Origin of the sequence: Roseicella frigidaeris (genome assembly GCF_003258945.1) — a bacterium.
GTDB classification, from domain to species: domain Bacteria; phylum Pseudomonadota; class Alphaproteobacteria; order Acetobacterales; family Acetobacteraceae; genus Paracraurococcus; species Paracraurococcus frigidaeris.
In genome coordinates, this window is record NZ_QLIX01000042.1 from 1 (window position 1) to 20009 (window position 20009).

A 20009-nucleotide genomic window follows, 5' to 3' on the forward strand; every position below is an offset into this window, starting at 1 on the left:
GTCACAGGCCAGCTCGCCGCCTTCGCCACCGGTGTTCTTCCCAATATCTACGAATTTCACCTCTACACTGGGAATTCCGCGAGCCTCTCCTGCCCTCAAGCCCTGCCGTATCAAGCGCAGTCCCCAGGTTGAGCCCAGGAATTTCACGCCTGACTAACAAGGCCGCCTACGCGCCCTTTACGCCCAGTAATTCCGAGCAACGCTAGCCCCCTTCGTATTACCGCGGCTGCTGGCACGAAGTTAGCCGGGGCTTCTTCTGCGGGTACCGTCATCATCGTCCCCGCCGAAAGGGCTTTACAATCCGAAGACCTTCTTCACCCACGCGGCATTGCTGGATCAGGCTTGCGCCCATTGTCCAATATTCCCCACTGCTGCCTCCCGTAGGAGTCTGGGCCGTGTCTCAGTCCCAGTGTGGCTGATCGTCCTCTCAGACCAGCTACCGATCGCAGGCTTGGTAGGCCTTTACCCCACCAACTACCTAATCGGACGCAGGCTGCTCCCAAGGCACCTCGCGGCTTTGACCCACAGGCCCCATGCGGTATTAGCCCCAGTTTCCCAGGGTTGTCCCCCACCTCAGGATACATTCCTACGCGATACTCACCCGTCCGCCGCTGACGATCCGAAAACCGCCCGCGCGACTTGCATGTGTTAAGCATGCCGCCAGCGTTCGCTCTGAGCCAGGATCAAACTCTCAGGTTCATCTGCGCGACCAGGCCGAAGCCCAGTCCCGCGGATGCCTATTCGACCAGGCTCCGCTCACTACTCTCGACGCAAAATACGCTGCTTGATCGACAATACTGCATCCCGGCCCCGTCACGGGACCAAGTCAACAGCACGCCATCAGCGCACTTGCTTCCAAAAGACCGATGCGATTTTCAAAGATCCGTGCCGTTTCATCCGGCCGGCACCATATAGGCGCCGCGAAAACCGAAAGCAAGGGCACCCTACATTTCTGTAGGACGAAAGAACATGTGCCCGAGGGCACAAAGACCAGAAACCCCGGCGACTTGATCCCCTCGCCTGAACCCTGTGCCAGCGACGCCATCGGCGTCTTTGGCAGGCTGGCGAGGCAAAACCGCGTCGCTGTGGGGGGGCGGCTTATGACGCCAGTTGCGGCCGACGTCAACACCCTATTTTCCCGGCCGCTTCCCTTTGGCCGACCCGGATGGGCATCGCCCGGCCCAGGCCCGCAAAAAAAGGGCGGCACCCGAAGGCGCCGCCGAGTTTAGGGAGGAAACGTCCAAGAAAGCAGCAGGCGGCGAACCGCTTTGCTGCGATGCACAAAATAGCCCGGTTGCCGCCCGGCGCAAGCGGCACTCCTTCGCGATCAGCCATGCCCTGTTTGCGGGGATGGCCGGGAGCCCTGCACCAGGCGCACCGCCCGTCAGACGGAAAAGACAATGTCCCCGTCCGCCAACGCCGTCAGCGCCGGCAGGAAGATCGATTGCCCGGTGCCGTAGTCGATCTCGAGGCCGGCATTGCCCGCGGCATCGCGCGACGGGTTCACCCAGACGGTATCCGCGTCGATGCCGCGCAGCATGATGCGGTCGATGCCCGACTGAAAATCGGTGATCCGGTCACGCCCGTCCCAGAGCGAGAAGGCGAAGGTGTCGGCTCCCGCCCCGCCGGTCAGGGTATCGTTCCCCTGCCCGCCCAGGAGGAAGTCGTCGCCGGCGCCGCCGATGACGGTGTCCGCGCCGCTCGAGGCGGAGACGTATTGCGGCAGCGTCTTGGCGGAAAGGTCGATCGTATCCGCCCCCGTGGTGCCGCTGACCGGCGCATCGCCGTAGACGATGCTGTCGGCCGCCAGCGCGGTCACGCCCTTCAGCGTCACCGTGTTGTACGGGTTGACGGTGACGACGAGGCCCACGCTCGTGCTGGCGACGCTCGCCGCGGTGACGCCGTAGAGCAGCAGCTTGTCGACGCCGACCTGGAAGTCGGTGATGACGTCCTTGCCCTCGTTGGCCGCGACGGCGAAGACATCGGCGCCGGCGCCGCCGGTCATGGTGTCGCTGCCGCCCTTCCCCTCGATGCGGTCGTTGCCGTCGCTGCCGAGGAGGCTGTCGGCGGACCAGCTGCCATTGAGCATATCGGCCTCGACCGCCGCCGGGCGATAGGGCCCGGCGAGGTCGGCGAACTGATAGGCTTTGATGGAGTCGATCGACATCGTCGCGCTGGAGACGCCGTCGGCCGCGCCGGGCCAGCTGCCCGTGCCGCCCACGGCGAGGTTGGCGAGCATGTACATCGGGCTGTGCATGTCGGACGGCGTGGCCGTGGAGAAAAGCTCCGTCCCGTCGAGGTAGAAGGTCAGCTTGTCCGGCCGCCAGGACACCGCGTAGCTGTGGTAGGCGAGCGAGAGATCCTCGGTCCAGATGCTGGCGCTGTCCTGGGTATGACTCCCGGTCGCCTGGCTGTGGGCGGTCATGTAGAGCTGCCCCGGCGTGTTCCCGAGGATCTCCATGACGTCGATCTCCGGCGGCCATGTGCCGTCGGCGCGCAGCAGCCAGAAGCCCGGCCAGAAGCCGGCGCCGCTCGGGATCTTGGCGTTGATCTCGAAGTAGCCATAGGTCTGCACGGCCGAGATCTCGGTGGTGATGAGGCCGCTGACGTAGCTCAGGCCGCTCGGCAGGCCGCTGGCCGGGGTGGCGGTGATGTCGAGGCTGCCGCCATTCTCCGCATGCAGGGTGAAGGGATCGGCGCCGACCGTCGTGTCCGAGTAGTATTCGACCTCCTTGTTGGAGGACAGCGTCCGGCCGCCCCCCATGAAGATGGTCTTCCAGGTCGCGCTGCCGCTGGCATCGAGGCCCGTCGGCGTGGCCGAGAAGCTGGTGAACTCGTCGCTGAAGGTCAGGGTGAGGCTGGCCGCCAGCGCCGCCGCGGGCAGGATGAAATCGGCGGCGGTGAAGTCGCCCACGCCCCTGTTCTGGAAGGTCACCGCATCGGTCGATGAGAGCTGCAGCACGGTGTCGGTGCCGAGTTGGGTGAGGGCGGCCTGCACGGCGGCGAAGCTGGTGAACTGCGTGAAGGCGCCGCCGATGGCGAGTTGGTCGGTGCCGGTCTCGAAGTCCCGGATGAGGTCCCAGCCGGTGCCCCCCCGCATGAGGAAGCGGTCGGCGCCGGCCCCGCCCGAGAGGATGTCGTTGCCGGCGCCGCCGTCGATGGTCTGCGACCCGCTGCCGCCGGCGATGATGTTCGCCAGCGCATTGCCGGTCCCGGACGTCTTGGCGCTGTCGAGCACCATGTTCTCGACATTGTCCGGCAGGAGGTAGGAGCCGACATAGGAATAGAGGGTGTCGATGCCCTGGTCGGCCAGTTCGACGACCCGGTCCTTGATGTTCCAGAGGTAGTAGCTGTCGTCGCCCGCCCCGCCATAGGCGGTGCCGCCGCCCGGCAGCGAGATGAAGTCGTTCCCGCCGGTGCCGTAGAGCGAGCCGCCAGGGCCGACATTCGAGCCGCTGAGCCAGGATGTCGGGGCACCGCTGGCCGCCAGCCATACGCCGCTTGCGTTGTACCCGCCCGTGATGCTCGTCATCTCTCCTCCTTGTTACTATATCGCAACAAATGAAGTGGAATGTTAGCGCCCGGCGGGCGTATGCCGCGGGCTGGACAATCTATGGTTGTGATTTCGCCAGGATCAGTCAACTCGCATAAGCAACAAGCAAGCTGAATTTCGTGTGTTTTCTGCAATGTCCAAATTATAATAAATTTCTTTGTTTGTTTTTATTTGGTTTATTTTTCGATTTTTAAGTACATGAACCACATTACAAGTGAACGATTGAATTTTTTGTGCCCTGGGAACGGCGCCGGGACGATCGATGACATCCTGCAACAGGCATGCGGCGGGTTTTGGATATCTAGTGGATATCTATTGTCTATCCGATAGCTTTCAGATATGCCCTCGCCATCCGGAGCGGATGAGGCTCCGGCGGAGCACGCCATCCCCATGCCCTCGATCGTCTTCGCCAGCCCCAAGGGCGGCGCCGGCAAATCGACCTCCGCCGTCGTCCTGGCCTGCGAGCTCGCCCGCCGGGGCGCCGCCGTCACCATCATCGATGCCGACCCGAACCGCCCCGTCTCCGCCTGGGCCCGCCGCCCTGGCCGGCCGGAAGGGCTCGAGGTCATCGCCGACGTCACCGAGGAGACGGTGATCGACGCCATCGAGGGCGCCGCCGCGCGCGTGCCCTTCGTCATCGTCGATCTCGAGGGAACGGCCAGCCTGACCGTCGCCTACGCCATCAGCCGCGCCGACCTGGTCGTCATCCCCTCCCAGGGCAGCCAGCTCGATGCCGCGGAGGCGGCAAAGGCGATCCGGCTGATCCGCCAGCAGGAGAAGGCCTTCGCCCGGCGGATCCCGCATGCCGTGCTCTTCACCCGCACCAGTGCCGCCATCCGGCCTCGCACGCTGCAGCACATCCGCAGCGAGTTCGACGCGCATGGCGTGCCGGCGCTGCAAACCCAGATGCATGAGCGTGAGGCCTTCCGCGCCATCTTCAGCTTCGGCGGCACGGTCGACGGCCTGAATCCCGGCCAGGTCAGCGGGCTGGAGGGGGCGGTGAGGAATGCCCGCGCCTTCGCGGCCGAGGTGGTGGCGATGCTGCGGCCGGCGCAGCCGAGCGGGATCCCGGCGGAGAGCATGGCATGAGCGACAAGCGCGCGGGGCTCTTCGAGGAGGAGCTCGATATCAGCGGCTTCGCGCCCAAGCCTCCGGCCCGGCCGGAGCAGGTGAAGGCGGTGGCCGAGGAGGCCGGCTTCCGCAGCCGCGGACCGTCGCCAGCCAGGGTCCCCGCATCGCCGCCCACACCACCTGAGGCGCCTGCCGGACGACGCGAGCAGCGCCGCTACCGCACGGGGCGGAACCAGCAGCTGAACCTGAAGGTCCGGGCGGAGGATGCCGCCACCTTCTACGCCATCGCCGATGCCCAGGGCTGGGTGCTGGGCGATGCCTTCGCCCGCGCCATCGCCGCCCTCACGCGGGAGCTGCAGGCGCGCAAGCGCTGAGCGATACGGCGCGGCGGGATGCCGTCCCGGCAGCCCCAGGCTGTGGCGGGGCGGATTGCCGCACGACGTATCCGATAGCTACCAAGTAGCTATCCGCGCTGACGCGTGCTCCAATGCTTTCCCGCCCGGCCGCGCCGCGCCGCGCCGGCAACCAGCCAGCGCTGGCTGCGGTCCCGGGATGTCGGCCGCGGGGCATCGGCGGGCAAGGTCGCCGTCAGCCCGGGATCCCGATCGGACAAATCCGGCAGATGGTCCGGCTCGCCAGCGGGCGGCCGGCGTCGGCGCTGCCGCTTTGGTGGCATGGGCTCCGGCGCTGGCTCCGCCGCCTCGGCCGGTGCAGGGTTCTCCTCGGCCGGCATCTCAGCCGCCGTCTCCGCCACCGCCTCGACCGGCTCCGCCGCAGTCGTGGCGGCTGCCTCCGTCGCCGGCCCGGCCGGTTCCGCTTGCAGCCATTGCGCCAGGTCCTGCTGCTGCCGGCGCCCTTCCTCGATCAGCTGCTGCAGCGTGCCGACCGTCTCGAAGAAGCCGTCGCCGCGAGTGGCCAGGATCGGCTCGCCGGCCCGGTAGAAGATCTTCCGCTGCATGGCCATGCGCTGGACCTGGGCATCGGAGGCGGGCAGGAAATTGACGCCGCAGGCTTCCGCGGCAGCGATGTCTTCGGGGCTGAGGTGCAAGAGATAATTCTCGAACAGTCGCGAGGAAGCACGGCACAAGCCGCCCGGAGCATCATCTGGGGCGCTGCCATGCGGGATACAGGGCGAATACTACCAATGCTCAAAAAATCCCATACGCCCGGAAGCTGCGACGCCCCGTCGACTCCCGTATGACCCTGGCCGCCTCCAGGCGCTTGAGCAGCCGCAGCGCCGCCTGCGGCGTGATGCCAAGCTGCCGGGCCAGGCCGCGGGCCGTGACCACCGGTCTGCGCAGCACCAGCTCGGCGGCGGCCGCCAGATGACCACGCCGTCCCATCCCCACCGATTGCCGGGCCGCCGCCTCGGCCTCGCGCAGCCGGGCCAGTTCCGCGAGACCCTGCCGCGCCGCCAGCGCCACACGGTCGAGGAAGACGGCCGGCCAGACGGCCGGATCGCGCAGCGGCAGTGCGGCTGCCCGTCCGGGGCCGGTCATCGCCCAGAAGGGCAGGGGGATGGCCCGCAGCCGGCCGCGGCGCCGCGCCACCGCGGCGGCGAGCAGCAGGGCCTGGACCGGCATGGGCTGCTCGTCCTCGATCGCATTGGCCGTCATCCAGGCCGCCGCCGCCATGGCGGCGGCCAGCAAGGGCGGTTGGGCGGGATCGAGCGCCGCCCCGCGCCAGGCGGCCAGCCGCTCCGGTCGCAGGCGGAGCGGCCCCGCCTCCATCGCCAGGGGCTGCAGCAATGCGGCCGGATCGGTGAGCGGATCCCGCTGCGTCAGCCGCGCCAGGCGACGCAGCGTCCGGGCCAGGGCCAGGCCCTGGGCGAGAACGGCGCCATCCGGCAGCCGGTCAGCCTCCGCGGCCAGGAGGGCGCCGGCATGGCCGGGCCCGGATGCGCCGGCCGTGGCCGGCAGGGCCGTCCGGGCATGGCCGCCCAGGGCCGCGGCGATGAAGTCGCCGAGCAGCCCTGCCTCGGCCAGCGCCAAGTCCCGCGGGTGGATCCAGGCCCGGTCGGCCGCACTCGCCAGCCAACCGGCGGCCTCGGCAAAGGCCATGCGGGCGACCAGCCCCTCGCGGAGGGCGGGGGAGGCTGCCTCGGCACCGGCATCGAGCCGGGAAAGGGCATCCTCGGCAGCGGCGAGGGGGGCGGTCAGGGCACGCCAATCGGGCTCCGGCCAACGGCGGGACGGGGCGAGCCAGGACGGCGGGGCCATCGCCATGGCCTCCGCCGCTGCATCCTCCCAGACCGGGCGCCAGGGCTCCTGCCCTTCTGCTTCGGTGCCCTCCGTCGGCTCTTCCGCCTCCCGCCCCATCATCCGGCCTTCATATTCAGAATGTTGTAGGCCGATTTGAACCCTTGATGCGCTTCCGGTTTCGCCGCTCGGGGGGTTTTCCGGCGGGCCCAACCGCGGCCCAACGCGGCATGCGCCATTATGTCCGATAAAAGGTATTTTCGGACAGAAGCAGTTCTGCCGCGCCGGCCGGCGGGTCGGCGTGGCCGTAGTCGAGAAGGGTGGAATGAGTTTGGCCCTCGAGCACGGTTTCGACCCGCAGTGGCAACCCGTTCGATCCGATCCACAGCGTGTTGTCGCTGACGGAATCCTCCTTCTCGACATGCGCCGCATAGACCGTCACGGCCTTGCCCTCGAGCTGCTCCGCGCCGAGACGCCGACAGGCGATCTTCGCCTCGTCGAGGCCCTTCTCCATCTCGGCGAGGTCATCGGCATCGAGCGGGACCGACCGCCATTGGCCGCGGATCTCGAAATACCGGCTGTCCCGGGTCTGGATCATCCTGATTTCGCTGGGCTTGCCATCCTTCTGCCGCGTGATGATCGCCGTGTGCGGCGTCCTCAACGCCCCCAGCATGGCGGCCTTCACCGGCGCACAGTCATCGGCGTGCGCCGGCATGGCGCAGGTCAGCGGGGCGAGCAGCGGGGCTGCCAGCAGCAGCGGCCGCAGCACCATCGTGCTGTGCTGTCCTCGGGGCATGGCTGGATCCTCCCAGTGCCCCCGGCATGGCCGCCCATCCTGCCGCCGGCCCACATGGCCGGGCCATGTGGGCCGGCGTGAATTCCCTGTTGTGCGCCGGAGGCAGGCAGCCAGCGCTCAGACCGGCACCGGCGCACCGGCCGCGGGCAGGGGCAGGCGGGCATCGCGAGCCTGGGCCTGCAGCAGGGCCGTGGCCAGCGCCGCGCCATCCTCCACCAGATCGGCCTGCGGGATGGCGGCGACCGCCGCCGCCGCCGCCGCGTAGCCGGCCGCGTCGAGCCCGGCGAAGAAGGCCGGCAGCGCCTGCTGCAACGGCTCCTGCAGCAGCACCCCGGCCCGGTGACGGGCCAGCCAGCGACCGGTCTCGGTGCGCGCCAGGGTGATCGGCACCGCACCGTGCAGGCTGCCCTCGTAGAGCCGGTTCGGCAGCAGCCAGTCGGAATTCGCGCCAGCCTCGAAGTAATCGATCGCCCAGGCGAAATGCACCCCGCGATACATGGCGGCGAGGTCGCGCCGGCGGTCATAGGGACCGAGGAAGTGCAGGCCCGGCGTCGCCGCCACCACCGCCTCGAAATCCGGGATGGCGCTCGGCGCCGGGCGGCCGCGGATCTCCACCTCGACCCGGCCGGGCAGCCGGCGGACCAGCTCGGCCAGCAGCATCAGGCTCTCGCGGCAGCGGATGACGCCGTACCAGCCGATCCGCCAGGGCGGGACGGCCGGCAGCCGCGCCGCCGGCGCCGGCGCCGGCGGCGCCAGCTCCGCCTGTAGCACCTTGTTCTCCACCAGCATCGCCGGCGGCAGCGCCGCGCCATGCGCCGGGACGAGATGCTCTCGCAGGAAGGCGGGCGAGCTGACCAGAAGCAGGTCGCAGGCGCGCAGCAGGCGCCCCTCCAGCCGCCGCATCATCAGGCTCTTCCATGTCTCCCCGACCAGCAGCCGATGCACGTCGAGGCATTCCTGCACCAGCATCGCCCCCGGCGCGAAGCGCGCGCGCGCCGCGCGGGCCAGCACCAGCGTCTCGAGCTGGCGCGACATCACCACCGTCGCTCCGGCGAGATGCGGCCCGATGGCCCCGAGTTGCAACCGGGCCCGCAGGACGGACAGCACCCGCTTGCCAAGCCGCGCATCCTCCGTCCGGCCGAGTGGCACGGTCGGCCAGCCCGCCACCCGTGCCGGCGGCGCGGCATCGCGGTGGAAGCCGATGACGACGGCCGAGGCCAGATGCGGGGCGAGCATGGCGAGCCGGCGGGCCACGGCCGGATCGGCGAGGTCGTGGACAATATAGGCGAGGCGCATGGGCGGGTCGCTCGGGCTCCGGACAGGGGCCGCGGCGACCGTGCTGCGCCCGGAACCGGGACCCAGACGAGAACGGGAAATGCCGAGGCGAAATTCTCCTTACGGTTAATAGATTGATTGCCTAAATTCTACACTGAATTTTCTAGTAATAGTTGATAAGCCCCTGCTCGACGGACCCGGTCGAACGTCATTCGGTCTCTGGCCGCGATGCGGCCGGGCCCGCCTCGCCGCTTTCGGAGCCCGCCATGACCCTGTCCCTCGAGCGCCCGCTGGTGAGCGTGGTGATGGCCAACCACAACGGCGCCCGCTTCCTGGCCGAGGCGCTCCGCTCGGCGCTCGCGCAGAGCCTCGCCGCCATCGAGGTGGTGCTGGCGGATGACGGCTCGACCGATGACAGCCTGGCCATCGCCCGGGCCATCGCCGCCGAGGATCGGCGCCTCGTTATCCTGCCGTCGGCGCCCAATGGTGGCCCGGGCGCGGCGCGCAACCGCGGCCTCGCCGCCGCGCGGGGCCACTGGATCGCCGTCATGGACAGCGACGACCTGATGCATCCCGAGCGGCTGGCGCGGCTGCTGGAGGTCGCCGAGCAGACGGGCTGCGACATCCTCGCCGACGACATGCTGGCCTTCTTCGCGGATGGCAGCGCGCCGCGGCCGCTGCTGCGCGGCCGCCTCGCCCTGCCGGCGGAGATCGACCTCGCCACCTATGTCCGCGCCAATGTGCTGTTCGGGCGGCTGCCGGCGCTCGGCTACCTCAAGCCGTTCTTGCGGGCGGAGACACTGCGGCGGAGCGGCATCCGCTACGACCCGGCCCTGCGCATCGCCGAGGATTACGACCTGGTCGCACGGCTGCTGGCCACGGGGGCGCGGTTCCGCATCCTGCCGGAGCTCACCTATTTCTACCGCCGGCACGATGCCTCGACCTCGCACCGGCTACGCCGCACCGACCTCACCGCCATGCTGGCCTCCGACAGCGCCTTCCGCGCCGCGATCGGGCCGCAGGATGCGGCGACCGAGGCCACCTTCCGCCGCCGTCGCGCCAGCATCGAGCGGGCGCTCGCCTATGACGGCATCCTCGCCGCGCTGAAGGCAGGCGACCCGGCCGCGGCGCTGCGCGAGGCGATCCGCTCGCCCGGCGGCGCGGCGCTGCTGCGGCTGCCGCTGCGCGACCGGCTGGCCAGGATGCTCGCCCGACCGCGGCCCGTGGCGGCGCCCCTCCCGGCGCCGGAGGGCGCGGCGCGGCGGCTGCGCGTGCATGTCGTCTCGCGCAACCGCGTCACCGGGCGGGAGAGCGGCAGCTCGGCCTATCTGCTCGGCCTCTGCGGCGCCATGGCCGAGGCGGGGCATGAATTGCACCTCACCTGGCCCTCGCCCGCCCCGCTTGGCCGCACGCCGGTGCTGCGCCTGCGACCGGAGATGGCGGTCTTCCGCTCCGTCAACATGCGCGGCACCTGGCGGATGGGGCGCTTCCTGGTGGCGCGGGACCCAGCGATCTGGGCCGCCGCCGGCCTCGGCATCGCCGACCGGCTGTTGCGCAAGGCCGGGCTCGGCCTGGATGGGCTGGTGCGCAAGGCGCCCTATGCCGTCGCCGTGCCCTGGCGGGCGGAGGACCTGCTGCATGTCGCCACGCGCATCCGCGGCGAGGCCGATGTGGTGGTGGCCGACTACGCCTTCCTCACCCCGGCCTTTCCCTATGCGCTCAGCCCCACGGCCCGGCGCATCGTGGTGATGCACGACCTCTTCTCGAGCCGCGCCGCGCAATTCGCCAGGGCCGGCAGCATGGATTCGGTGGCGCTGATCGACCAGGCGAGCGAGTTGCGCCTGCTCGGCGCCGCCGATGCGGTGGTGGCGATCCAGGGTGAGGAGGGCGCCTTCATCCGCCAGTCGCTGCCCGGGCGACAGGTGATCGTGGCGCCGCTCGCGGCCGAACCGGTGGCGGCGCCGCAGCTCGGGGAGGGCGTCTCGCTGCTCTTCGTCGGCAGCGACACCGCGCCGAACCTGGATGGGCTGCGCTGGTTCCTGCGGGAGGTGCTGCCGCGCATCCGCCAGGCCGTGCCGCAGGCCGAGCTGCATGTGGCCGGCAAGGCGGGCCCTGCCATCGGCCCGCTGCCGGAGGCGCTGGCCGGCGCCGTGAAGATCCTCGGCCTGGTGCCGGATCTCGCGCCGCATTACCGCGCGGCAGCCGTGGTGGTCTCGCCGCTGCTCGTCGGCTCCGGCCTCAAGGTGAAGCTGGTCGAGGCGCTGAGCCAGGGCAAGGCGGTGGTGGCGACGAGCGTCACGCTGCAGGGCGTGCAGGAGGAATGCGCCCCGGCTGTGCTGCCGGTGGACGAGGCAAGGGATTTCGCCGCCGAGGTCGTGGCGCTGCTGCTCGACCCGGTGCTGCGCGGCGAGCGCGCGGCGGCCTCGCTGCAGGTGGCGCGCGAGCGCTTCTCGGCCGCGTCCTGCTATGCCGGGCTGCTTGGCTATCTGGCGACGGGGCGGACGGAGGATGCCGCCGCCGCGTCGAAGCATGGGGGGCTGAGCGCGGCATGACCGACCGGACCGCATCCCGCCCCGCCGCACCGGCACCTCCCGCCAGGGCCGCGCCCGGGCCGAGCTCGCCGGGCGCGACGCGCCGTGCCCTGCTGCACCGGATCACCGATCCGGCCGCACCTCGCCCGGCCGGGGCCTCGCCGCACCGGGACGCGCCCGTGGGCCTGCCGATGTTCCGGCGGACCGCCCTTGCCTTACCGGTGCTCCTTGGCTCCCAGCCTGGCGCCAGGGCGGCACCGCCGCTGCAGACGCAGTGGTTGCCCGCGCAGGCGCCGGAGGAGGCCCGCCGTCCCGGCATGCGGCTGACCTTCGCCGAGGAATTCTCCCGCTTCGTCTGGTCGGCCGATGGCCGGCAGGGGTGGCGGACCAACTTTCCCTATGGCCGCACCCTGCCGAGCAACAAGGAGGCGCAGTACTATTCGGATGCGAGCGTCGGCGTGCATCCCTTCATGGTGCGGGACGGCGTGCTGGAGATCACCGCGGCCCCGGGCGAGAATCGCGGCGGCCTGCCCTACACATCCGGCCTCATCACCACGCAGGGCGGCTTCGCGCAGCGCTACGGCTATTTCGAGATGCGGGCCCGCCTGCCCAGGGGGCGGGGCCTCTGGTCGGGGTTATGGCTGCTGCCGGCGGACAAGACCTGGCCGCCCGAGATCGATGTCGTGGAGATGCTCGGCCACCAGCCCGGCGTGATCTATGTCTCGACGCATTCCAAGGCCACCGGCCGGCGCGAGGCGAAGACGCTGCCGGTCAAGGTCGGCGACGTCTCGAACGGATTCCACAGCTTCGCGGTAAGCTGGCGGGCCGAGGAAATCTGCTACTTCCTCGATGACCGGCAGATCGCCGCGCTGCCGACGCCGGCGGACATGCACAAGCCGATGTTCCTGCTGGCCAACCTGGCGGTCGGCGGGCCGGGGAGCTGGCCCGGCCCGCCGGACGAGACCACGGCCTTCCCGGCCCGGATGCTGATCGACCACATCCGCGCCTGGCAGTTCGACGAATAGGACGAGCTGCTACTCCCCTGGAGCGTGATCGCTTGAGGTGGGCTCACCGCAAAGCGTGAAGCAGAGTGAACGGATCATGGTCTAGCAGGCTGCTGAAAAGCCTGTCTGCTGCGCGGGTGTGGGTTGCTTTTTTGGTTTGGATGGGCGGCTGAGGCGGTGATGGCGCGGCGGGTGCGCCGCTCCGTCCCCTCGGAGGGTGTCGTGCGGGCGGTCTTCGGGTGTCACGCTGCTGCGCCGAGCAACTTCGGCAGGCGGACCAGGTTGTAGGCGGCCATGGCGAGGGTGAACTGCCAACCGACCTTGGGCAGGCCGCGGTGGCGGGCCTTGCGCAGCCCGGCCACCGTCTTGGCCCAGCCGAAGGCCTCCTCGATCCGCTTCCTGATCCGCTGACTGACGGCGTAGCCTGCGTGCCGCGTCGTCCGCCCGTCGATGGCCGAGCGCCGCCGGCCGGTGTTCTGCGCCAAATGCGGGGTGACGTTGACCTCGCGGAGCTCAGCGACGAAGTCGCGGGCGTCGAAGCCCTTGTCGGCGCCGAGGGTGACCGGGTTCGGCCGATCGGCGTGCGGCGCGATCAGGTGCAAGGCGGCCAGCCGCTCGGCATGGCCCGAGGCGCGGGTGGCGAGGGCGCCGACGATCAGGCCGTTGCGGTTCTCCATCAGGGCATGTCCCATGAAGCAGAGCTTAGCCTCCTTGCCCGGGCCTTTGCGGAACAGCCTGGCATCCGGGTCGGTCGTCGAGGCATGCGTCTCGTTGCTGCGCTTCTGGCCACGGAAGTCCTGCTCGGCATTGCGGCCTGCATCGGGTGGCGGGTCGGAGCCGTCCTTCGGCCGGAAGCTCTTGGTGCTGACCCAGGCCTCGAGCAGCGTGCCGTCGACCGAGAAGTGCTCGCTCGAGAGCAGGGCCCGAACCCCAGGCTGGGCCAGCACCGTGGCGAGAAAGCGGGCTGCCACCTCGCCCCCCAGCAGCCGGTCGCGGTTCTTGGTGAAGCTGGTGGCGTCCCAGACCGGGTCGTCCACGCCGAGGCCGACGAACCAGCGGAACAGCAGGTCGAAGTCGATCCGCTCGACCAACTGGCGTTCCGAGCGGACGGAGTAGAAGGCCTGCAGCAGCAGCGCCCGCAGCAGCCGCTCCGGCGGGATCGAATCCCGGCCCGTCGGCGGGTAGAGCGCGTCGAACCCAGCCGACATCTCGGCCAGCGCCGCGTTCGCGATGCTCCGGATCGTCCGCAGCGGGTGGTCGGGGCGGATCCGTCGCTCCAGATCAACATAGCTGAACAGTGAGCCCCGGACCTCGTCCTTGCCACGCATCCCAACCTCACCCCCTCCGATGGAGACAAGCGAATCACGATCCGGGGCCGGTCGCGAGGGGGAATTTCAGCAGCCTGCTAGAGCGACCAACGCGGATCGTACTCGCGCCCGGATGCGATCCATCACCGGACGCCAAGCCGCTCAATCAGCGTGCCGGGATGGGCATCGGTTGCTCGCCTGGACGCATGTCCGCCTGCCAGACCGGTCGCCTGCCCAGACGCCGCGTCTCCGCCACCGCTTGCACGCCGTAGCTCCAGAAGATCGGCAGCAGCAGCGAGCCGATGGAGAAGGGCGAGAGGAAATCGAGCTCGACATAGGCACGCGAGAGGAAGATCGCGGTGGCCGAGACGAGGAAGGCATGCTCCGGGCAGGGACGGCGGATGACCGCGATGAGCGCCGCCACCGTCACGGCCGCCAGGGTAGTGCCGAGGATGACGACGCCGACATAGCCGAGCTCGATCGCGGTCTCGTAGTAGAGGTTGTGGAAGTGGAAGCCGAAGCGCGAAATGATGTCGGAAAAGCGCCAGAGTCCCTCGGCTTCCACGCTCTCCTGCACCCAGAAGGCCTGGTAGCCGACGCCGAGCAGCGGATGCAGCGGGATCAGCCCATCGGCCCGCGACCAGAGAAAGGTCCGACCCGTGAGACTGGTATCCTTGCCGGCCGAGCGCAGCAGCATTTCGAACACGCCGGAATCCTGCAGGAGCAGGAAGGTTGCCACCATCGCCAGGACGAGAAGGGCGGCAAGGATGTAGAGGGCCGGCCGCAGCCGGTGCGACAGTCGTCCCGCAAGGGCGAAGAGACCCAAGCAACCGAGGGCGAGGAAGAGCGTGAGCATGGCGCCGAGCGACTTCGCCATCACCAGCAAAGGCGGGCCGATGACGAGGCCGAACAGCCCGAGCAGGCGCAGTAGGCGCGGTTGCCACATATCGGCCAGCACGGCCGCAGCGGACAACATCATCATACTGATCATCAGCGCGAAATAGTTCTTGCTGCCGAAAATGCCGATCAGTGCCATGTCGCCATGGACACCGACCGCTGCTCGTCGGCCGGTGGCGGCGCCGACGACCACGCTCACGAGCATCATGCACATGAAGGCGGAGAGGAAGCCGCGCAGCCTCTGCGCCCGTGCGATCAGCACGCCGATGCCGGTGACCAGCAGCAGTTCGATGGCATTGCGCAGGGTGACCGCCGTCGCCTGCGACCAGAGGGTCGATGCTAGGGCGAAGAGTGGCAGGGCGAAAGGCAGCGGCGCGAGCAGCAATCGGTCCAGGTTGCGGGTTGGCCAAGCCAGGAAATACAGGCTCCAGCACAACAGGAACATCGCGGTCAGCACTGGGCTGATGCCGACCGCGATGTTGTAGCCGGTCAGGGAGAGGAAGGTCGTCCACCAGATCGGCCAATCGATCCCGGCTTGGCCGGCAGGCCTTCCGGCCATTGCTACGCCCCTCATGACCGGATGGCGATGCCGCGGATCTCCGGCACCGGGCGATTGGCGGCAAGCTGGACGAAAGGCCGCTCGACCAAAATGTGGAAGATCATGCCGAAAATAAGAGAGAGCGGCAGGAGCAGGAGCAGGCCGAGGCTCCAGGCCGATGGATAATCTCCGACCTGCACCAGCTTGAAGAACAACTGCCCGACGAAATGCATCAGCGGGACATGAGTCAGGTAAATCGAGTAGCAGGCGGTGCCGATGATCGTCAGCGCCCGAAGACTGAAGAGGCGGTTGGCAATGCGGCCGCGGGTCACGCCGTAGTAAAGGCCCACAAGCGCAGCGAGTGTGGCGGCATCGGCTGCCAGGCGTTCTGTCCAACCTACCGGGTGCCGGAAGATACCGGGCAGGAGCAGGAGCAGGACGCTGCCGAGACAGAGCATGTCCGGCAGCGTCTCATGGGATGGTCGTACCTCCTCGGCTCGAGTCAGGTCAGCCACGACGATGCCAAGCATGAAGACCGGAAAGTAGTTCAGCAGCGTCCAGCGGAAGCGGCCATACTCGCCATAGGTCTCGACTAGCCAGAGACGCAACACGACGCTGCCGATGATGACGGCGATACCGAGCAGCAACCGGGACATTCGGTGACGCAACGCGAGATAGGCGACAATCAGCGCCGGTGCGATCAAGTAGAACTGCATCTCAATCTCCAGCGACCAGCCCGGCGGGCTCAGCCGGGGCGGGCTGCTGAAGATCAGCCCATGCAAATAGAACAGGCTGGCGCCCAGGCTGGCGGCGGGGGAAATCTGCTTCACCTCGAAGGTCGATGCGCGTTCCGGCGTATGGCCGAGGACACCGATCACTAGGTAGCAGCTCAACAGCACCAGCGCATAAGGCGGCACGATGCGGATCAGGCGGCTGCGATAAAAGTCCTGCAATGAGCGCTTGGTGGTGTGATACGTGCCTGACAGGAAAGGCCGGCAGATCACCATGCCGCTGAGGAAGAAGAACAGCGCCACACCGACGGCGCCATCCGGGATCCAGGCGACCTTGGGATTGTCCACGCTCTCGGTGATGCCGCTGGTCGCGGTGAAGCGCATGATCTTCAGCGAGGCGTGCCAGATCATGACGATCAGGATCGCCATGCACCGCAACCCATCGAGTTCAGGCCGGTAGCGGCCTGAACTGGGTCGGCGCCCCAGGCTCTGCAGCAAAGAGCAAAAGTAAGCAGGAAAGGGTTGCATGATCGAGGGTTAGCCCACAATCGCAACCAGAAAGTATCTACAATAGACGCCAGACTTGCAGGAACGTGGGCTCGCTCTGACCTGGTTTTTGGCCTTTTCGAACCTCGGAGCTGTGCGCCGCGCGGTTGGTAGCCGTGGACCGGGACGGGCGTTCTGCACGAAGGCCCGACCGAACCGCGAGGCGCCACGACGCCCGAGAACGAGAATCCGTATGCGGCGGCCCTCGCCTGGCTCGAGCCGCTTTCGCCAGCATTCGCCCTCCGGACTTGACGGAGAGCACTGGTGCTGGCTGCCGGCGCGATCCGCGCCCGGGGGCCGCGCACCGTCGCCTTGGCGCTGCGGGCAGCCGGGTTCGACGCGGCGCCAGGCTTCTCGGCCTACCACCGCGTGCTCAGCCGCCGGCCCTGGTCGGGCCTCGCGGTCTCGCGCCTGCTGCTCGCCGAGTTGCTCCGGGCCTTCGTGCCGCCCGGCGCGGCGGTGGTGATTGGTCTCGACGAAACGCTGGGACGCCGCATCGCTGCGCGCGGCGTCTATCGAGATCCGGTCCGCTCCTCGCACGGGCATTTCGTCAAGGCGAGCGCGCTATGCTGGTTCTCACTCATGCTGCTCACCCCCGTGGCCTGGGCGGGGCGGGCGTGGGCACTGCCGTTCCTGACCGCACTCGCTCCGTCCAAGCAGTACGCGCGTCGGCGCGGAACGCGGCACAAGAAGATGACGGACTGGGCGCGGCAGGCGCTGCTGCAGCTCTCCCGCTGGCTGCCCGGCCGGCGCATCGTCGCCGTGGCCGACCGGAGCTACGCGGCCCTGGAGTTGCTGCACGCCGTGCGCCGCCACATCTGCGTTGTCACGCGGCTCCGGCTCGACGCCCGCCTGTTCGATTCGCCGCCGCGGACGCCACGCAGCATCGGCCGGCCGCGCATCGTCGGCCCTCGGCAACCGACCCTGGCGCAGCGTGTCGGCCGGCCCGACACGGCGTGGCGCCGGCTCGAATTCGAGGGTTGGTACGGCGGTGGCGGGCGCCGTGTGGTCGAGGTGGCGACGGGCACCGCCGTCTGGCACCACACCAGCCTACCCGCCGCGCCACTGCGTTGGCAGCTGGTCCGCGACCCGGCGGGCCGGTTCGAGCCGCTGGCGCTCCTGTGCACGGACCTCGACGCGGGGTCAGCGGAGGCGCTTGGCTGGTTCGTACGGCGCTGGTCGGTCGAGGTGACCTTCGCCGAGGCCCGGCGGCACCTGGGCGTGGAGACGCAGCGGTAGTGGTCGGACGCCGCCATCGCGCGGACCACCCCGGCCCTGCTCGGGCTCTTCTCGCTCGTCGCCCTCCGGGCACGTGAGTTACACGCCCGGGGGCGCCTCCCGCACCGCCGCGCGGCCTGGTACCGCAAGCACGGGCTCACATTCAGCGACGCCATGGCAGCGCTGCGGCGCTCGCTCTGGGCCGAAGCAGCGCGTTTTCCCGCCTCGTCGCGTGCACCCGACAGCGTGGAAGTGCCGCGCGCGATGTTGGACCATCTGACCGACCTCGCCTGCCTCGCAGCGTAACGGCCAAAGTCGAGGTCAGAGCGAGCCCAAAAAGAAGGCCCCTCCACGGCGAGAGGGGCCTTTTTAGTTCAAGTCAAGCAACCGAAACGTTGCAACCGGATCAGGATCGCAACCATAAGATGATACTCCAGAGAGAGACAGTTTTGCAATCAAATCAAAATGTATGTTAGCGCACCGGGCAGGTCTCGGCCCGCCGGCCGCGCGGCAGGCCGAGCTCGACCCCCCTGCCCTCCTGGTCGCCCTTGCCGCGCGGGATCAGCAGCCGCAGCCCCTCGGGGGCGAGGGTGAGGTGCTCGCGCGCGACCGCGACCAGCTCCGAGCGGCGCAGGGCCGCGGCGAAGCCGAGCAGCAGCAGGGCGCGGTCGCGCTGGCCGCGCAGCCCGTCGCTGCAGGTGGCGACCAGGCGGCGGAGCTCGGCGGTGCCGAGGGCGGCGGCGCGGCGCGGCGGCGTGCCGTGCCGGCGGGCGATGCCGGCGAGCGTGTCGCGGATCGCCGGGTGCGCGGCTGGCGAGCGGTGGCCGGCCATGGCGTGGGCGCGGCCGATGGCGGCGAGGCGGCGGCGGAGCGTGGCGGTGGCGTGGCTGGTGGCGAGTGCTGCCAGGTAGGCGGCGACGGTGGTGGGCGCCGCCGGCAGGGCGGCGGCGCGCCTCGCCGCGCACCACGCCGAGAAGTCGGCCCAGTCGGCGGCGTAGGCCGCGAGCGTCGCCGGCGCCAGCGCGGCGCGGGCGTAGCCGGCGGCGCGGGCGAGCTCGGTGGCGGGCAGCGGGGCGAGGTCGGACATGATGCGATTCCAGCGGCTTGCCGAGATTAGGGCAAGACAGTGACAGGCTCCAGAAAGAAGCTTATGGAGCGTGAGCGAAAGGCCATTCTCCGATCTTACCGGCTGAGTAGAGAGGTGGCTGGTCATCGAAGGCGCTGCTGTGGTTCAGCCTTTCACGCCTAGGCTGGAGCGCCCCCCCAATTCGACCGGACAACCGCAAGCGCGTCCTCCGCCTCATGCAACGGGCCTTGCTGACGCTGCAACCGCACACCGGCAGACGGCCGATCCGCGCCCATGAGGGCACCGTCGTCGCGCCGGCCTCGAACCGCCGCTGGGTCTCCAATGGCTTCGAGATCCCCTGCTGGAACGGCGAGGTGGCCCGCGTCGCCTTTGCGATCGACACCCACAACCGCGAGGTCATGGCCTAGGTCGCCGCCATCGGCGCCGGCATCAGCGGCGAGATGGTGCGCGACATGATGCTGGAGTGCGTCGAGCGCCGGTCCGACGTCATCCGTGCCCCGAAGCCAGTCCAGTGCCTCGCCGACAACGGCTCCGCCTATACGGCCGCCGAGACGGTGGACTTCGCGGGTGCTCTGATCCTCGTGGTATGCTTTACGCAGGTCCGCAGCCCCAAAAGCAACGGCGTCCTGCGAGGCGTTCGTGAAGACCTTCAAGCGCGACTACGTCCGGGTAAAGCCTCGTCCGGACGTCATCGCCGTCCTGCAGCAGCTCCCCACTTGGTTCGAGGTGTAGCCGCCCTCCATCCTCATAGCGGCTTGCGCATGCTCTCGCCGCGTGAGTTCATCGCTCAGCAGTCAGCAACCCCAGCCGCATGTCCGGTCTGACGGAATGCACTCCACCGTTGCGATTGGCGTTGGCTGATTTCCTATCTGGCACGATATCAATTCAATGGGATATAACTCGGTGCGTTAACTAAAAAATCGTTGTCATTCCGTATAATTTCCCGTATTTGGTTCGCGTTTGACAGCGAGACCGCTCCCATGCCCGTGCTGAATGGTACCAAAGGCAACGACCGGTTCGTTGCGGACACGAGCGCTGACGTCTTCAACGGCAATGGCGGCCTCGATTCCGTCAGCTACGCTGGCCTGCTCGGCGGCATCGTCCTCAGTGTTGATTGCCACTGAGATCTGACCTGGTTTGGGGTGAAGTTGCCACTGAGAGCCCATCCGGAAAGGAATTGAATCGGCTGAATCGGATGTGATTCTCTGGTCGTGCGGGCGATTCGCGGGGGCAGGCAATGGCGTGGACGGCAGAGCA

The 20009-nt window shown here is 68.9% G+C and carries 16 protein-coding genes and 1 rRNA gene; 6 read left to right on the plus strand and 11 right to left on the minus strand.

Annotated features, from left to right (window positions below):
* Nucleotides 1–699 (minus strand): 16S ribosomal RNA (locus DOO78_RS25440); the annotation flags it as partial.
* A 685-nt stretch (nucleotides 700–1384) separates the two neighbouring features.
* On the minus strand, nucleotides 1385–3532 hold the full coding sequence (locus DOO78_RS25445) for a family 16 glycosylhydrolase (protein ID WP_111472700.1): 2148 nt from the start codon (nucleotides 3530–3532) through the stop codon (nucleotides 1385–1387).
* Nucleotides 3533–3943: 411 nt separating this feature from the next.
* Between DOO78_RS25445 and DOO78_RS25450 the strand changes: the two genes are divergently transcribed.
* Complete coding sequence (locus tag DOO78_RS25450) at nucleotides 3944–4642, plus strand: ParA family protein (protein WP_111472701.1); 699 nt, start codon at nucleotides 3944–3946, stop codon at nucleotides 4640–4642.
* The gene (locus DOO78_RS25455; protein ID WP_111472702.1) at nucleotides 4639–4998 is read left to right on the plus strand and encodes a stability/partitioning determinant; all 360 of its coding nucleotides are present in this window, start codon (nucleotides 4639–4641) and stop codon (nucleotides 4996–4998) included. Before DOO78_RS25450 ends, DOO78_RS25455 begins: the two co-directional genes overlap by 4 nt.
* A gap of 89 nt (nucleotides 4999–5087) precedes the next feature.
* Here DOO78_RS25455 and DOO78_RS25460 read toward each other — a convergent pair whose 3' ends face one another.
* The 4 genes from DOO78_RS25460 to DOO78_RS25475 all read right to left on the minus strand — a co-directional run bounded on the left by DOO78_RS25460 (nucleotide 5088) and on the right by DOO78_RS25475 (nucleotide 8914).
* The gene (locus DOO78_RS25460; RefSeq protein WP_128080154.1) at nucleotides 5088–5582 is read right to left on the minus strand and encodes a hypothetical protein; all 495 of its coding nucleotides are present in this window, start codon (nucleotides 5580–5582) and stop codon (nucleotides 5088–5090) included.
* 190 nt (nucleotides 5583–5772) lie between these two features.
* Nucleotides 5773–6945 (minus strand): helix-turn-helix domain-containing protein, encoded by a 1173-nt coding sequence (locus DOO78_RS25465; RefSeq protein WP_111472704.1) that lies wholly within the window; start codon nucleotides 6943–6945, stop codon nucleotides 5773–5775.
* A 115-nt stretch (nucleotides 6946–7060) separates the two neighbouring features.
* Nucleotides 7061–7594: a hypothetical protein gene (locus DOO78_RS25470; protein WP_111472705.1), complete on the minus strand. Its 534-nt coding sequence runs from the start codon at nucleotides 7592–7594 to the stop codon at nucleotides 7061–7063.
* A 141-nt stretch (nucleotides 7595–7735) separates the two neighbouring features.
* Nucleotides 7736–8914 carry a glycosyl transferase family 1 gene (locus DOO78_RS25475; protein WP_207803058.1) on the minus strand — a complete coding sequence of 393 codons (1179 nt, stop codon included), beginning with the start codon at nucleotides 8912–8914 and terminating at the stop codon, nucleotides 7736–7738.
* A gap of 245 nt (nucleotides 8915–9159) precedes the next feature.
* On the opposite strand from DOO78_RS25475, the gene DOO78_RS25480 reads away from it, so the two are divergent.
* Both DOO78_RS25480 and DOO78_RS25490 read left to right on the plus strand, forming a co-directional pair.
* Entirely contained in the window at nucleotides 9160–11445 is a 2286-nt protein-coding gene (locus DOO78_RS25480; RefSeq protein WP_111472706.1) for a glycosyltransferase, read from the plus strand.
* 296 nt (nucleotides 11446–11741) lie between these two features.
* Nucleotides 11742–12449 (plus strand): glycoside hydrolase family 16 protein, encoded by a 708-nt coding sequence (locus DOO78_RS25490; RefSeq protein WP_165839085.1) that lies wholly within the window; start codon nucleotides 11742–11744, stop codon nucleotides 12447–12449.
* A 221-nt stretch (nucleotides 12450–12670) separates the two neighbouring features.
* Here the strand turns inward: DOO78_RS25490 and DOO78_RS25495 are convergent, their stop codons facing one another.
* The 3 genes from DOO78_RS25495 to DOO78_RS25505 all read right to left on the minus strand — a co-directional run bounded on the left by DOO78_RS25495 (nucleotide 12671) and on the right by DOO78_RS25505 (nucleotide 16429).
* Nucleotides 12671–13756: an IS5 family transposase gene (locus tag DOO78_RS25495; RefSeq protein WP_111472709.1), complete on the minus strand. Its 1086-nt coding sequence runs from the start codon at nucleotides 13754–13756 to the stop codon at nucleotides 12671–12673.
* 145 nt (nucleotides 13757–13901) lie between these two features.
* A complete protein-coding gene (locus tag DOO78_RS25500; protein ID WP_165839086.1) occupies nucleotides 13902–15191 on the minus strand; it encodes an O-antigen ligase family protein in 1290 nt (429 codons plus the stop codon).
* 11 nt (nucleotides 15192–15202) lie between these two features.
* Nucleotides 15203–16429 carry an acyltransferase family protein gene (locus DOO78_RS25505; protein WP_111472711.1) on the minus strand — a complete coding sequence of 409 codons (1227 nt, stop codon included), beginning with the start codon at nucleotides 16427–16429 and terminating at the stop codon, nucleotides 15203–15205.
* Nucleotides 16430–16711: 282 nt separating this feature from the next.
* Between DOO78_RS25505 and DOO78_RS25510 the strand changes: the two genes are divergently transcribed.
* Complete coding sequence (locus DOO78_RS25510; RefSeq protein ID WP_207803059.1) at nucleotides 16712–17686, plus strand: IS701 family transposase; 975 nt, start codon at nucleotides 16712–16714, stop codon at nucleotides 17684–17686.
* Between the two features lie 451 nt (nucleotides 17687–18137).
* On the opposite strand, the gene DOO78_RS25515 is transcribed toward DOO78_RS25510, so the two are convergent.
* Nucleotides 18138–18752, minus strand: coding sequence for a site-specific integrase (locus tag DOO78_RS25515; RefSeq protein ID WP_111472712.1), 615 nt, complete (start codon nucleotides 18750–18752; stop codon nucleotides 18138–18140).
* A 215-nt stretch (nucleotides 18753–18967) separates the two neighbouring features.
* On the opposite strand from DOO78_RS25515, the gene DOO78_RS28595 reads away from it, so the two are divergent.
* The gene (locus DOO78_RS28595) at nucleotides 18968–19159 is read left to right on the plus strand and encodes a hypothetical protein (RefSeq protein WP_111472713.1); all 192 of its coding nucleotides are present in this window, start codon (nucleotides 18968–18970) and stop codon (nucleotides 19157–19159) included.
* A gap of 519 nt (nucleotides 19160–19678) precedes the next feature.
* Here the strand turns inward: DOO78_RS28595 and DOO78_RS27960 are convergent.
* Nucleotides 19679–20009: hypothetical protein (locus DOO78_RS27960; protein WP_207803060.1), on the minus strand; the 331-nt coding region annotated here is incomplete at its 5' end.

Coding starts and splice junctions, on each gene's coding strand:
- DOO78_RS25445 (WP_111472700.1), bottom strand. CDS start 3,532: ATGACGAGCATCACGGGCGGGTACAACGCAAGCGGCGTATGGCTGGCG.
- DOO78_RS25450 (WP_111472701.1), top strand. CDS start 3,944: ATGCCCTCGATCGTCTTCGCCAGCCCCAAGGGCGGCGCCGGCAAATCG.
- DOO78_RS25455 (WP_111472702.1), top strand. CDS start 4,639: ATGAGCGACAAGCGCGCGGGGCTCTTCGAGGAGGAGCTCGATATCAGC.
- DOO78_RS25460 (WP_128080154.1), bottom strand. CDS start 5,582: ATGCAGCGGAAGATCTTCTACCGGGCCGGCGAGCCGATCCTGGCCACT.
- DOO78_RS25465 (WP_111472704.1), bottom strand. CDS start 6,945: ATGATGGGGCGGGAGGCGGAAGAGCCGACGGAGGGCACCGAAGCAGAA.
- DOO78_RS25470 (WP_111472705.1), bottom strand. CDS start 7,594: ATGGTGCTGCGGCCGCTGCTGCTGGCAGCCCCGCTGCTCGCCCCGCTG.
- DOO78_RS25475 (WP_207803058.1), bottom strand. CDS start 8,914: ATGCGCCTCGCCTATATTGTCCACGACCTCGCCGATCCGGCCGTGGCC.
- DOO78_RS25480 (WP_111472706.1), top strand. CDS start 9,160: ATGACCCTGTCCCTCGAGCGCCCGCTGGTGAGCGTGGTGATGGCCAAC.
- DOO78_RS25490 (WP_165839085.1), top strand. CDS start 11,742: ATGCGGCTGACCTTCGCCGAGGAATTCTCCCGCTTCGTCTGGTCGGCC.
- DOO78_RS25495 (WP_111472709.1), bottom strand. CDS start 13,756: ATGCGTGGCAAGGACGAGGTCCGGGGCTCACTGTTCAGCTATGTTGAT.
- DOO78_RS25500 (WP_165839086.1), bottom strand. CDS start 15,191: ATGGCCGGAAGGCCTGCCGGCCAAGCCGGGATCGATTGGCCGATCTGG.
- DOO78_RS25505 (WP_111472711.1), bottom strand. CDS start 16,429: ATGCAACCCTTTCCTGCTTACTTTTGCTCTTTGCTGCAGAGCCTGGGG.
- DOO78_RS25515 (WP_111472712.1), bottom strand. CDS start 18,752: ATGTCCGACCTCGCCCCGCTGCCCGCCACCGAGCTCGCCCGCGCCGCC.
- DOO78_RS28595 (WP_111472713.1), top strand. CDS start 18,968: ATGCAACGGGCCTTGCTGACGCTGCAACCGCACACCGGCAGACGGCCG.